The following is a 14,838-nucleotide window of genomic DNA, read 5'->3' as shown; positions in this document are numbered from 1 at the left end:
AATAGAAATACTTAAAAAGGAGTTATAAACAATGAACATAATCTTAACAACACTAAATGCAAAGTACATTCATACTAATTTGGCACTTCGTTGCTTAAAATCCTATGCAGAACCAGAATATTCCCCCCTTATCACCGAATACACCATTAAAGACCCCACCTTTAACATAGTCGCAGATCTATATCAGAAAAAACCCGATATAGTAGGATTTAGCTGCTATATTTGGAATATCGAAGAAACGATAAAAGTCATTAAAATATTAAAGACCGTGGATCCAAACATTAAGATAATTTTAGGAGGTCCGGAAGTTTCTTACGATACAAATATATGGTTACGACAAGTAAAAGAAATAGACTATATTGTCGTAGGAGAAGGTGAACTTACTTTTAAGGAGCTCTTAAACTTCCTTCACGGTAAACAGTCTCTCAAAAATGTACCTGGTGTAGCATATGTAAAAGACGACAAATTTATTCTAAATCCGCTACCAAAAAAATTAGATTTAAGAGAATCACCATCTCCGTTTCGCTTTGAAGAAGATTTACCAACTCTATCAAAACGAATCGTCTATATTGAAACAAGTCGCGGCTGCCCTTTCTCCTGTCAATTTTGTTTATCTTCTATTGAGGTAGGAGTACGTTATTTCAATAGAGATAAAGTAAAGGAAGATATTCGCTTTTTAATGGCAAATGGAGCGAAAACGATTAAGTTTGTGGACAGGACTTTTAATATAAGTAGAAGCTATGCAATGGAAATGTTTCAATTCTTAATTGACGAGCATTTACCTGGAGTAGTTTTTCAGTTTGAAATAACTGCTGATATTATGAGACCAGAAGTAATCCAATTTTTGAATGACAATGCACCAGCAGGACTTTTCCGATTTGAAATTGGAGTACAATCTACGAATGATTTAACGAATGAACTTGTCAAACGTAGACAAAACTTTGAGAAGTTAAAACGCACGGTTACGATGGTTAAAAGTGGAGGAAAAATTGATCAACATTTGGATTTAATAGCCGGTCTGCCTGAAGAAGATTATGATTCCTTTAGAAATACTTTCAATGAAGTATTTGAAATGCGCCCGGAGGAATTACAGTTAGGATTTTTAAAATTGCTGCGTGGAACTGGTTTACGAGTGGAAGCAGAAAAATACGGTTATGTTTATGTAGATCAAGCGCCATATGAGATTTTCTCTAATAATGTGTTAACTTTTGACGATATCCTTCGAATAAAACAAGTGGAAGATGTTTTAGAAAAATATTGGAATGCACATCGGATGGATCAAACACTTGAATATTTATTCGATCAAACTTTTGACACTCCATTTGATTTCTTCCAACAATTTGGTACCTTTTGGGAGGAAAGAAATTGGTCGAAAATCGGTCATCAATTGGAGGATTTATTTATTAGATTGAATACTTTTTTAGAAGGAATTGAAAACTTATCGTTACCAGTTGTTCAAAGTGTTATGAAACTTGATTATTTATCTAAACAAAAGTTCCAACCACGTAAACCTTGGTGGTCAAACGACATCACAAAGGAAGAACAATCCACTCTATATAAACAACTAGTGGTGAATCCTTCTCTAGCAGGTGATGAATTTGCATCTCTACAGATGAACGAACGTGAATTATACAAACAAACATTTATCACTCCAATCTCTATTTGTATTGACTCATTTAAGCAGGGAATTATAAAAGAAAAGGAAGGATATTTACTAACTACTTTTGGTAATGGACCTACCCCTCATTTCTACTTTATCGAACAAAACCAACAAAGCCATTTAATCCTATAACGGATTAAATGGCTTTTTTCAATATTATCCGATAATCACTCGCTCTTTCGGGAATCGGTATTTTGTTTTATTACTTTTTCCGCCTAATGTATATAAGAATGAAATTAGACCTACTCGTCCTATAAACATTAAAATCATAATAATTATCTTGCCAATAATCGACAAATCTCCAGTAATACCAAGCGACATTCCACAAGTACCAAATGCAGAGGTGATTTCAAATATTAAAGACGTAATTGGTATATTTGGTTCCGTAATAGAAAGTAAAATGGTAGCGGCAAAAACCATACCTAGAGCTAATATTATTACAGCATATGCCCGAAAAACATCAATTAAATGAATTTCGCGATGAAAGATCTGTATATTATCTTTTCCTCTTGAAAAATTGATCAAAAATAAAATAGCAATGGCAAATGTTGTTGTTCGAATCCCACCACCAACAGAGCTAGGAGATGCACCGATGAACATCAAAACACTAATTAAGTAATTTGTACCCTCTTGAAATAACGTAACATCTACTGTCGTTAAACCTGCTGAACGAGATGAAACTGAATGGAAGAAAGCTGTGAAAAACTTTTCATGCCATGCCATCCCTTTCATCGAATTAAACATTTCAAGCAGAAAAATCATTAATGTACCAAATACTAAAAGAATCGCATAAGTAATCGTCGTAAGCTTTGTAAACAGGGAAAAACGAAAATTTTTATTTTTATTAGAAAGAAATTCTTTTACTTCAATTAAAACAGGGAAACCAATTGCTCCAAAAATAATTAATAAGCTAGTTATTATTTGAACAAAGTAATCATGATGATATGGTTTTAATGATTCACCTGTAATATCAAACCCCGCATTGGTTGTGGCCGAAACAGAAGTAAAAATCCCATGTAACATTGCTTCCTTAAATGTATCATAATATTGTGTGAAATATAAAGTTAATATAATTGCTCCTACAAGTTGAATTAACAATAAAATTTTAACAATTTCTTTAATCAAGTTCACTACACCAGATAATTTGGGCTGATTATGGTCAACCATAATTAACTGTCGTTCGCGAAGTCCAATTTTTTTTCCTGAAACTAACCAAATAAATGTCCCTAACGACATAATTCCAATTCCACCTAATTGGAGAATCAGTAATAACATAAAGTATCCAAATACACTATATGTTTCAAGAATATTAATCGCTGTTAAACCAGTGACGCTAACTGCACTTACTGCGGTAAATAAACTATCAATAAAATCTACATGAACTCCTGGCCTATGAACACCTGGTAAATTAAGAAGAATTACTGATACAGCAATAGCAATAAAATAATACGTAACGATTACTTGAGCAGGAGCAAATTTAATCTTTTGTTTCACTTGAAATGTTCTCATAAATAGTTTCCTTTCAATAAGCACATACCTGTTTTCTCATTGTAAGAAAAAAAAGCATAAAAAGATAGTCTAACCACTATCTTTTCATACTTTTTCTATTCATTATTCTGTATCTTCTTTTTTGTGTTTCACTACTCCGAATATATATCCTAATAGAGCTATACCCAGCAATACTGTCCAGAAAGTAATTTCCCATGGCGCAGAGTGTGGGAAATCGTGAGGTAGAACTCCAACTTTGTCATGTGACAATGTCAATACTGCCAATTTTACCCCTACCCAACCAACGATTAAAAATGCTGCTGTTTCAAGTGAAGGGTACTTCTCAAGTAGTTTAACAAATTTATGCGCTGCAAATCGCATAATGATCAGACCAATTACTCCACCTGCGAACATAACTGCGAATTGACCTGCATTTATTCCACCAATATCAAAGTCACCTACGTACGGTAATGTAACTGCTATAGCTACTGCTGCAAGCATAGAGTCAATTGCAAATGCAATATCTGCAAGCTCTACTTTTAATACAGTCATCCAAAATCCAGAACCCTTTTTTGGTTCCATTCCTTCTACATCGATATGTGGACCTGGCTTTTTACGTTGATCATAAATATGTTTTATCGAAATGAATAATAGATAAGCTGCTCCTATTGCTTGAACCTGCCAAATATTCACTAAGAATGTAATCATAAATAGCGCAAGGAATCTAAAAACAAACGCTCCAAGTAACCCGTAAAATAATGCTTTTTTCTGTTGATTTTTTGGTAAGTGTTTTACCATTACAGCCATTACGACTGCATTATCTGCTGCAAGTAAACCTTCTAGACCTACTAACACTAGCAAGACCCATGCATATTCTAAAAAAACTGTATCCATAAATATCCTCCTTTTTTGCAAATAAAAAGACCCATGCCTATTAAAAGGCAAAGGTCTTGCTAAGCAATTTTAAAAATTACTATCATAACCGATGGCATGTGCCATGTAATGACGATTATGAAATAGGTTTCCCTATAGCTACTCCCCTTTGACATATGTCAAAAGTCTATCCATTTATGTTATTAATTATAACTATAGTAAATTGATTTGTAAAGAATTAATCTACTTTATTTGAATATGATAGGATTTATCGTCTTTATGCTTGTTATAAAATCGAATCATTGAAGGGATAGATTCAATAAAGTCTGGGCAATTAATGTTCCCTTTTTTTAAAATACCTTCCGCTACAGTTGTATCGAAGGAAGAATCCCATGTTATATAATCTAGTGTCTCTTTTTCCACTTGTAACAACTTACGAACCGGATATACAGACACAGAGGCTTTGGCAAAAAATAAAGGTATTCTTCCTTTTGGAAATTTACCTGTTATTTCTTTTACAAACGCTCGATAAACCTCTTCCACTGGATATGGATTAGGATCGGTCAAATGCACGGTTTTCGAAATGGCATCTTCACTGAAACAACAATATATGGATGCTTTCGTTATATAATCACTAGGTACAACATTAATAAATGAGTATGACTTTCCTAAGTAAGGTAATATGGGCAATTTTTTTAAATTTGAAATCATATTAATAAAGAAATATGGTCCGTCAAATTTAGTCGTTTCCCCCGTCATCGAATTTCCCCTCACGATTCCAGGTCTAATTATAGTGACAGGAACTGACTCTTTTAGTTGTTCAACAAGTACTTCAGCCTCAAATTTTGTTTCTTCATAATGATTTTTGAAACCATTTGGTCTAATAAGCTCTGTTTCTAATAATTTGCCTTCTCTTGTACCTGCTACATAGGCCGTACTAAAGTACATATACCTCTTTATATGAGGAAATTGCAAAACTATTTTATTAAACATTTCTGTTCCATGAACATTTACTTTCCAGGCGATATCTTTTGGAACTGCTAAATCATAAATTGCTGCCAAATGCCATATATATTCTACTTCGTTTCGTAGCATGTTTAATGTTTCTTTTTTAATTCCTGCATTAGGTTCTGTAATATCACCTTCCACAATGATGAGCTGGTTATTGGTTATACCGTCTTTGTATATATCCTCTATCATTGCTTTTGCCTTATCTACTTGAACAGGTAGTACAAGAACATATATATTAGTGAAAATCTTTTTTAGCCGAAGCTCTTTTATAATATTTTTAGCTAAGAATCCAGGAAATCCAGTTATAAGTACGCTTGTCATAATATCCACCCCTTCAGGAAGTATATCAAAAAAGGGTCATAAAGAAGACCCTTCATTTTTTAGAGAAGAACACGCACACGGATATGCAGCCAACGCTAATGCCAATAGTTGCTGATATCTGTTCAAGTATTCATATTGTTACTTAGAGATTGGAAATACGGATGTGCGCTTGCCGCACGCTACGCATGAGCCTCCGCAGGATGAGTCGCTCCTTCGTCACTCCCACATCCTTGAAGTGAACCCCAAAAGTTAGACACAGTTTTTTCATTAGGCAGCCTGTTGGGACAGAGTTCGATATTGTATCGGACTCTGTCCTTTTAATTTTGCCTTAATTCGTTTGTTGTTATAGTACTCGATGTATTTCGCTAATTCTAACTTGAAATGCTCTATACTCTCAAATTCTTTTAAATATAAGAATTCCGATTTCAAAATACCAAAGAAATTCTCCATCACAGAATTATCGTAACAGTTCCCCTTACGGGACATACTTTGTGTGATTCCTCGTTCTTTCAAAGCCTGAGAGTATTGCTTCATTTGGTAATGCCAACCTTGATCAGAATGCATCAAGAGTTGGTCACCTTCAGATAATCGTGAAAATGCTTTCTCTAACATCTCAGACACCAATGAATACGTTGGTCTTGGGCCAATTGTATAGGTAATGATTTCGCCGTTAAATAAATCTAATACTGGAGATAGATACAGCTTTTCTCCGAATAATTTAAACTCTGTAATATCAGTGACCCATTTCTCATTTGGCTTGTCAGCCTTAAAATTACGTTCTAAAATATTTGGGGCAATTTTACCGACTCTCCCTTTGTAAGAGCGATATTTTTTCAAACGTACCAGACTTTTCAAACCCAATTTGTTCATGATTCGTCGTACTTTCTTACAATTCACTTTCTGACCACGGTTCACTAATTCATCGCGAATTCGGCGATAGCCATAGCGACCTTCGTGTTCATGGTAAATCGTATGGATCATTTCCTTTAAATCCATATCAGGGTCAGGACGATTCATATTCTTGATAATAAAGTAGTAAGTACTTCGTGGGAGCCCTGCAAGCTCAACGAGCTTTTTCACCGGAAACTCATGCCTTAATTCATAGACTACTTGCGCTTTGTCTTGTTTGGTGATTTTTCCTTGTTTTGAACTAAGGCATTCAACTTTTTTAAATAAGCATTTTCCATGCGAAGGCGTTCTATTTCAGCTTGCATTTTTTCTACTGAGACTTCGTTCGGCAAAGATTTCTTATCAAGGTTTCGATTATTTTGTTTCAATGGAAGACGCCCCTTTTTGGTTTGAATAAGGGCGCCTATCCCAACTCTCTCCAGCTGATTTTTCCATCTAAGTACTGTAAAAGGAGAAGGGATATTGAATTTCACAGCTATATCTAACAGTGATGCGCCCGTTTCGATCATATATTTGAGTACATCTAGTTTAAACTCATTTGAGTAGATTGTATATCCTCTTAACTTCAACCCTTCCATACCATGTTCTTTAAACAGGGCAACCCATTTGATGACGGATTTGTGATCAATTCCTATTCGTTCTGCGATTCCATGATACGATTCCTTTCCTAACAAATAGGATTGTACAGCTTTAAGTTTTTGTTCTTCTGTAAATTTAGCCATGAAAAAATGCACCTCCAATGTTAGATGTGTGTCCAACAATTGGGGCGCAGTTCACCTTTACGGGGTCTCATTCTTCGCGCTCTTGCGGCGTTTAAGGCGCACATCCTGAAGACAATCCGATGAATTTGAAATAATTATCTAAAGAAGCAATCCTAATCTAGTTTTCAAGATTGTTGATTAATAATACAATATTGAATCTACTTTACTCACTCTCAAGAGTGGTCACTGGCATTCGCGCCTTGCGAGCCGCATGACGTGCCGTATGAGACAGCGAAATGCGCTTGCGCATACAGCGGGCTCATGCGGACGTGCGGCCAGCGCGAATGCCAATAGTTAGTGATGTATCCTTCCAAGTCCATGCATAAGTAGCACTTTGATAGTAGAAATACGGATGTGCCCTTGCCGCACGCTACGCATGAGCCTCCGCAGGATGAGTCGCTCCTTTGTCGCTCCCATTATTCTTTACGGGGTCTCATTCTTCGCACTCTTGCGGCGTTTAAGGCGCACATTCTCTAGACATCCCAATGAATTTAACATAACTATCGAAAGAAGAAGTCCTACATCCTATTTTAGGGATAATTGATAAACAATACATTAATCGAACCTAGTTTATTCCGTCAAAAGAATACACTGGCATTCGCGCCTTGCGAGCCGCATGACGTGCCGTATGAGACAGCGAAATTTATTTTGCGACGAGCTTTGCGCAGGAGCACGGATGGGCTTGCGCATACAGCGGCTCATGCGGACGTACTCTGAATGAAATTTAAGGTAGCCTAATCTTGAGATGTTGCACTTTTTCTTGTTTCTTTATCAAATAAACTATAAATTACAGGAACAACATATAAAGTTAAAAACGTTGAACTAATTAATCCACCGATTACTGAAATACCCATTGGCTGATTAATTTCTGTACCTTCTCCAATTCCTAAAGCAAGTGGTACCAATCCTAAAATGGTCGTTAACGCAGTCATTAGTATCGGTCTTACACGATCTCGAACCGATGTTGTTATAGCTTCATAAGATGCCATTCCCTCAGCTTTTCGCTGATTAATATATTCCACTAATACAATTCCATTATTCACCACTATGCCAACTAAGATAAGAACTCCTATAACTGCCGAAATACTTATAGGTGTATTCGTAGTAAATAAACCAAAAAATATCCCAATAACAATTAGGGGTACTGTAAACATAATAACAAATGGATATTTGTACGATTCAAACTGGGCAGCCATCACAATATATACTAAAACTACAGCCAATAAAACAGCTAAAATCATATCATTTTTTGCGTTGTCTAATAACTCTCGATCTCCACCAAATGAGACGGATACATTGTTTGGCACTTGCGCTCTTTCAATTGCGGCATCAACTGAATTAGACATTTCCCCTAAAGAAATCTTAGAATCATATTTAACTGTAAATGTAACTGCACCTGCTTGATTTACTCGTCGGATTGTTAATGGTCCCTTTGCAACATCTATATCTGCTACATCCTGTAATGAAACGTATAGACCAGATGGTGTTCTAAGTTTTAATTGCTTTAGTTGATCGACACTATTTCGATAAGCTTCGTCATATTTTACATAAACTCCGTAAACTTCTTCCTGCTCCGAAATAATTTGTGTAGCAAATACGCCTCTTGTTACATTATTTACGGTTTGGGCTATTTGGGCTGGTGCAAGACCATACTCGGTAGCCGCATCTCTCTTCACCGTCATTTGCACTTCGTCAATTGTTTCGGTTAAGTCATTTCTTATTTTTGTTATTCCATTTATCTTTTCTATTTCTTTAGTCACTTTATTTACTGTATTATTCAACTGTTCTTTATTTGCAGAAGTTAAGGTAAATGACAATGAGTTAGGAGCTGATCCAGCAGCTGTTTGTAAATTAAAGTTAACTTCTACATTTTCTCCAACTGCTTCTATTACTTTAGGTTGAACTTCATCTACAAAAGTAAAAATAGATCTCTCTCTTTCATCTAATGGTATTAGCTTAACGGATATTTCTGCCAAGTTTGATCTGGAAGTTCCCCTTGACTGTCCTTCTTGATTGCCTCCTACGAAACTTACATATACTTCAACATCTTTTTCTTCTTGCAATTTTCCCTCAATTTTCTTTACTACTTCGTCTGTTGCAGCTATTGAGGAGCCATTTTCAAGCCTCACTGCAATCGTAACAAACCCTTCATCAGTTGCAGGTAAAAATTCTGTTCCCGTACGGAATAAGCCCACAGTTGAAATTACTAATAAAATTGCTGTTAGCGAAAGGATAATAGCACGATGAGACAATGACCATTTTATAGATCGCTCAAAGTTGTTGTATGCTTTCGACCTTCTTCTTTTTGCTTCCAGGTTCCCCTTTGGCTTCTTCAGCATTCTACTTGCCATCATTGGTATAACTGTTATCGCAACGACTAAGGAAGCAAATAAACTAAATGATATAGTTAATGCAAACTCAGTGAAAATCTGGCCAATCAATCCAGAAAGAAAAACTACAGGTACAAAAACAGCTACGGTTGTTAGTGTAGACGCTGTAATTGCTCCTATGACTTCTTTTGTTCCAATATAGGTGGCTTCCTTAGGATCTTTACCTAATCCTAAATGCCTTTCAATGTTCTCTATTACTACAATGGAATTATCTACTAGCATTCCAATACCAAGTGCTAACGCTCCTAGCGTCATGATATTTAGGGAAAACCCTGCAAAATACATTAAAACAAATGTAACTATGACAGAATAAGGTATTGCGACACCTACAATAATGGGACTTCTTATACCTTTTAAGAAAATAAATAGGATAAGCATCGCAAGAATACCACCGCTAACAAGTGTGGTGCCAATATTGTCAATTGCAACCTGTATGTAATCTCCTTGGTCAAATAAAATATTTGCTTTTATACCACTATATTCTTTTTTAGAAAGTTGCTCATCCAATGCTTGTTGAAAAGCTATGGATACATCAGCCGTATTTGCATTAGATTCCTGAAAAACGGATAGTAAAACTGCAGGTTCGTTATTCGCTCTCGTCTCAGAGTTTTGATCCTGTTCAGTCAATTCTACTGTAGCAATATCTGCAATCGTTACTTTTTTTCCATCAAGTGGATTCACTGTAATTACTAGATTTTTAATATCCTCTACACTCGTTAACGTACTAACTATTCTAGTCGTAAGTGATTTTTTATCGTCTGTTTCCACTGGATTTCCAGGAAGAGAAATATTATTTGCTTGAATTAATTGAACAATATCGCTTTGAGTTAGTCCTTTTTCTTCTAATGCATTTTGATTTAGTAGTATTTGCACCTCTTCCACAAGAGAGCCAGATATATTAACATTAGCTACTCCATCTGTTCTGATTAATTCTTTTTCTAGTTTCTCGGCCACTAAACGAATATCCCCATCAGTACTTGTCCCACTAAGTGACAATTGAATAATCGGAAACTGTGCAGGGTCAAATTTTAAATACTGTGGTTTTAATGCTCCTTCCGGAATGGTAGTTAAATCAATACGTTGCATAATATCTAATTCAATATCATCCATATCCGTGGACCATTCAAACTCCATTAAGATGAAGTTTGCACCTTCTTGAGAAGTACTTTTTACAGACTTGATCCCCGGTAAAGTACTTAAAGATTCCTCTAAAGGTTTTGTAATTTTTTCATTTACTTCTACCGAGCTTGCCCCTGGATAACTTGTTACTACTACAGCCACTGGGGGATTTAAGTCGGGAATTAAAGTTACTGGAATTTTAAAGAATGAAACTCCACCAAGTATAAGAATTAGAAACATGATAACTGTGGTAAAAACCGGTCTTTTTATGGAGAAATCACTTATTTTCATTTTTCAGGGACCACCTTCTATTTTGCTAATACTATCATATGCCCTAGAATGGCAGAGTTCAAATTTATATTACACAAAATAAATGCGTTTATTGTCGAGATTTGCAATATTGAGAGAATCTAGCAATTTGCGATGTTTAACTCGCTTTCAACAGTAGGAAGTCATTAGCTATCTCATTACCTTTTATTATTATAAAGTGATTTTTGTAATAAATTTTGAACATACGAATGGGTGAGATAGCTTTGTAAACATTATCTATACAATATTTTGTTTTTAACTTAAAGGAAAAATCAACTAGTTCAATGATTTGCGGAGCATATATCTATTGGCACAACAATATCGTAAATTGGCATAAACGGACTTAATTGGAGCGTTTCTTGGTTTGAAATCATCGGAAGCACCACCTGCATTTAATTTATTTTATAATAACGTAACAAGGTAGTTTTTTAGATAGAAGATTTTTTCTGTATATATTCACTAGTTGATTGAAGTGGAAGGCGGCGACTCCGACGGGATCAGGGAGACAGATGAAACATCACAACGTACCCGAAGGGGCGGTGATGGTTCATCGCTCCCCCCGCGGAACGCGTCCGCCTGGAACGAAAATCAATGGGTTCCATATAAAAAGCAAGTAATTCAACAATAGATTATCTCCATGCCAAATAGACCTGCATACGATACCGTATCTGCTATATCTATCTAATGTAGCTTTAGTTGAGTGTTCCAAATACGATAAGTCCTTTAAACACTTCTTAGTTATGGAACCAGGAGATGACCTCAACAAGGTATTTTTAGATAGAAGATTTTTTCTGTAGACATTCACTAGTTGATTGAAGTGGAAGGCGGCGACTCCGACGGGATCAGGGAGACAGATGAAACATCACAACGTACCCGAAGGGGCGGTGATGGTTAATCGCTCCCCCCGAGGAACGCGTCCGCCTGGAACGAAAATCAACTGGTTCCAACTAAAAAAAGCGAGTAATTGAACAATACAACATTCAATTACTCGCTATGGTTAGTAATCCATTTGAGGGCTTAACCGCATTTCCGACAAAGAAAGAGGCTACTTTAGTTAAAAAGTAAGCCCCTCTAATTTCTTAAAGAAGATTATATAATTTAATATGTTCATATTTATCTTGGAACCATCTAGTGGCAAACTCATTTTCAAATAAGAACACATAGTTGTCATAGCGATCTTTAACAAGCATACTTCTTGGCCCTGTCATAGATTCTTTCACATCTTCTTCATTTTCAATCCAACGAGCTACTTTAGATCCAATCGGCTCCATCCGAACTTCCACGTTATATTCATTTTTCATGCGGTGTTCGAATACTTCAAATTGCAGCTGCCCAACTGCTCCTAAAATGATTTCTTCTGTATGAAGCGTTTTATAATATTGAATTGCGCCTTCTTGCACTAATTGTTGGATCCCTTTATGAAAATGCTTGGATTTCAACACGTTTTTGGCAGTCACTTTCATAAATAGTTCTGGTGTAAACTGAGGGAGTTTTTCATAGTTAAAAGCTTTTTTTCCTCCGACTACTGTATCACCAATTTGGTAGTTTCCTACATCATAAAGACCGATAATATCGCCCGCTACTGCTGTTTCAACAGTTTCACGGTCATCTGCTAAAAATTGTGTTGATTGTGACACTTTGAAGTTTTTACCAGTTCGAGCGAGTGTTACATTCATGCCTCTATCAAACTTGCCAGACACAATTCGAACGAAAGCAATACGGTCACGGTGAGCGGGATTCATGTTTGCTTGAATTTTAAAGATAAAACCAGAGAAATCTTCATTTATAGGACTCACTTCTTCCCCATTGTCCGTTTTACGCGGTTGAGGAGTAGGAGCAAATTGTAAATACGTCTCTAAAAATGTTTGAACACCAAAATTCGTTAAAGCACTTCCGAAAAATACAGGAGTTAAATCTCCTGAAAGAACCTTGTCTTTATCGAAGTCATTTCCAGCTTCATTTAATAACATGATATCTTCCATAGCCTGTGTATAATAAGAAGTTTCTTTCATCGAATGATCAATTGCAAGTTCCCCATCATCATCTAACGGAAGGTATCGTTGGTCATCTTCCACTCGGAATTGTTCAATCCGTTTGTTATATCGATCGTAAATTCCTAAAAATTCTTTTCCCATACCTATCGGCCAGTTCATTGCGTAAGATTGGATTCCTAGAACTTCCTCTAATTCTTCCATTAGCTCTAAAGGCTCTTTTCCTTGACGGTCAAGCTTATTAATGAAAGTAAAGATTGGAATTCCTCTCATACGACAAACTTTAAATAGTTTTAAAGTTTGTGCTTCAATCCCTTTTGCTGCATCAACAATCATGACAGCACTATCAACAGCCATCAACGTGCGATACGTATCTTCACTGAAATCTTGGTGTCCAGGAGTATCTAGGATATTAATACGACAGTTATTAAAGTCAAATTGCATGACAGAAGATGTAACCGAAATACCACGTTGCTTTTCAATTTCCATCCAGTCAGATGTTGCAAATTTCCCAGACTTCTTCCCTTTTACCGTACCCGCGTCCCGAATAGCTCCACCGAAATATAAAAGCTTTTCAGTAATAGTTGTTTTACCAGCATCGGGATGAGAAATAATCGCAAAGGTTCTTCGTTTTAATATTTCATTTTTTATTTGTAAGTCCATATATTTTGTATCTCCTTCTTATTTACTTTTTTATCATATGGATTTGAGCATCAAAATACAAGTAAAAAAGAACCAGCCAACGGTTTTTCTGCATAATTTTATTGCAGAATTAGTTGCTGATTCTAATTATCAAACAGTTATTTAGTTAAACTCTAACTAATTTCTACAATAACTTTGAGTTTACATATGCAAATAGCAGTTTAGCGGTTTGTTCTAATGACTCCACATGAGTGCGCTCATATGCATGAGATGCTTCAATACCAGGACCAAATAATGCATGTTTTACATCATATCCAGCACGTATAGCAGCTGAAGCATCGGAACCATAGTATGGATAAATATCTAATTTATAATCAATATCTTCAATTTTAGCAAGGTCTACAAGCTGTCTCGTTAACTCATAATGGTAAGGACCTGAAGAGTCTTTCGCACAAATAGAAACTGTATACTCATCAGAAGATTGTCCATCCCCGATTGCTCCCATGTCAACTGCAATATATTCAATTACTTGTTCTGGTATATTCGAGTTTCCACCATAACCGATTTCCTCATTATTTGAAATATAAAAATGAGTTGTGTGTGGAAGTGTCACTTTATTTTCTTGAATGAATTTAATCAATTGAAGTAACAATGCTGTGCTTGCTTTATCATCTAGATGGCGAGATTTGATAAAACCTGATTCCGTTTCTTCAAAACGAGGATCAAAGGAAACAAAATCGCCTACTTCAATACCTAACTTACGTGTCTCTTCTGCGTTTGTTACTTTTTCATCGACACGAACTTCTATATTATTTTCATCTCGAGCTAATCCGCTGGCATTCTTATATACATGAACAGTTGTTTGGTGCATAAGTATCGTACCACGTATTCTTTTACCGTCCGCAGTGTGAATTGTGCAATACTCACCTTCTACAGCATTCCAATTGAAGCCACCTACCATTGTAAGCTTTAATCTTCCACTCGACTTAACTTCTTTCACCATCCCTCCTAGGGTATCGGTATGCGCGGTTAGCAAACGTTGCTTGGTGTCATCTTTTCCAGGAATAGTAGCAATCAAAGCACCTTTATTTGTTCGTTTATAAGTAACTTGTATATCTTCTAATATTTTTTCCATAAAATCCATAATCTCTTTCGTATAACCTGATGGACTTGGTATTTCAACTAATTGCTTTAACAGTGCAATAGTTTCTTCTTTATTAAATGTAAATGACATATTTATTCTCCTTGTACACTCTTTTATTTTAACAAATTTAATTGTTTTCTTACAGGATCAATTGAGAACTTATTTTTGTTTTATGTACTTAGGTTTTTATCGTACCATTTTGATGGATTCTAAATTCCTT

Annotated in this window: 8 protein-coding genes, 1 pseudogene and 1 riboswitch; of the genes and pseudogenes, 1 reads left to right on the top strand and 8 read right to left on the bottom strand. The window is 35.7% G+C overall.

The genetic code is table 11. The features are described from left to right. The first annotated feature begins 31 nt into the window (after window positions 1-31). On the top strand, window positions 32-1,792 hold the full coding sequence (locus WAX74_RS08720) for a B12-binding domain-containing radical SAM protein (protein WP_336497274.1): 1,761 nt from the start codon (window positions 32-34) through the stop codon (window positions 1,790-1,792). A 24-nt stretch (window positions 1,793-1,816) separates the two neighbouring features. Here WAX74_RS08720 and WAX74_RS08715 read toward each other — a convergent pair whose 3' ends face one another. From WAX74_RS08715 to WAX74_RS08680, 8 genes and pseudogenes are all read right to left on the bottom strand, one after another. Beyond that, the gene (locus tag WAX74_RS08715; protein ID WP_336497273.1) at window positions 1,817-3,169 is read right to left on the bottom strand and encodes a TrkH family potassium uptake protein; all 1,353 of its coding nucleotides are present in this window, start codon (window positions 3,167-3,169) and stop codon (window positions 1,817-1,819) included. Between the two features lie 102 nt (window positions 3,170-3,271). Next, a complete protein-coding gene (locus WAX74_RS08710) occupies window positions 3,272-4,042 on the bottom strand; it encodes a TerC family protein (protein WP_336497272.1) in 771 nt (256 codons plus the stop codon). Continuing rightward, a riboswitch (yybP-ykoY riboswitch) is annotated at window positions 4,043-4,201 on the bottom strand. Window positions 4,202-4,264: 63 nt separating this feature from the next. Then, window positions 4,265-5,353, bottom strand: a complete 1,089-nt coding sequence (locus tag WAX74_RS08705; protein WP_336497271.1) for an SDR family oxidoreductase — start codon at window positions 5,351-5,353, stop codon at window positions 4,265-4,267. Window positions 5,354-5,620: 267 nt separating this feature from the next. Then, a protein-coding gene (locus WAX74_RS08700; protein WP_336497270.1) for an IS3 family transposase occupies window positions 5,621-6,984 on the bottom strand; the annotation gives its coding sequence in 2 pieces (ribosomal slippage) (window positions 5,621-6,525 and window positions 6,525-6,984; 1,365 coding nt in all). Between the two features lie 773 nt (window positions 6,985-7,757). After that, on the bottom strand, window positions 7,758-10,823 hold the full coding sequence (locus WAX74_RS08695) for an efflux RND transporter permease subunit (RefSeq protein WP_336497269.1): 3,066 nt from the start codon (window positions 10,821-10,823) through the stop codon (window positions 7,758-7,760). 214 nt (window positions 10,824-11,037) lie between these two features. Next, window positions 11,038-11,215: pseudogene (locus WAX74_RS08690) on the bottom strand (IS5/IS1182 family transposase); the annotation flags it as partial. Between the two features lie 705 nt (window positions 11,216-11,920). Then, window positions 11,921-13,495 (bottom strand): peptide chain release factor 3, encoded by a 1,575-nt coding sequence (locus WAX74_RS08685; RefSeq protein ID WP_336497268.1) that lies wholly within the window; start codon window positions 13,493-13,495, stop codon window positions 11,921-11,923. Window positions 13,496-13,658: 163 nt separating this feature from the next. After that, the gene (locus WAX74_RS08680) at window positions 13,659-14,708 is read right to left on the bottom strand and encodes a M42 family metallopeptidase (RefSeq protein WP_336497267.1); all 1,050 of its coding nucleotides are present in this window, start codon (window positions 14,706-14,708) and stop codon (window positions 13,659-13,661) included. Window positions 14,709-14,838 lie beyond the last annotated feature (130 nt).

This window comes from Psychrobacillus mangrovi (assembly GCF_037104765.1).
Lineage (GTDB): Bacteria > Bacillota > Bacilli > Bacillales_A > Planococcaceae > Psychrobacillus > Psychrobacillus mangrovi.
Note: the sequence above shows the minus strand (reverse complement) of the source record. Positions and strands in the feature narration are given on the sequence as shown.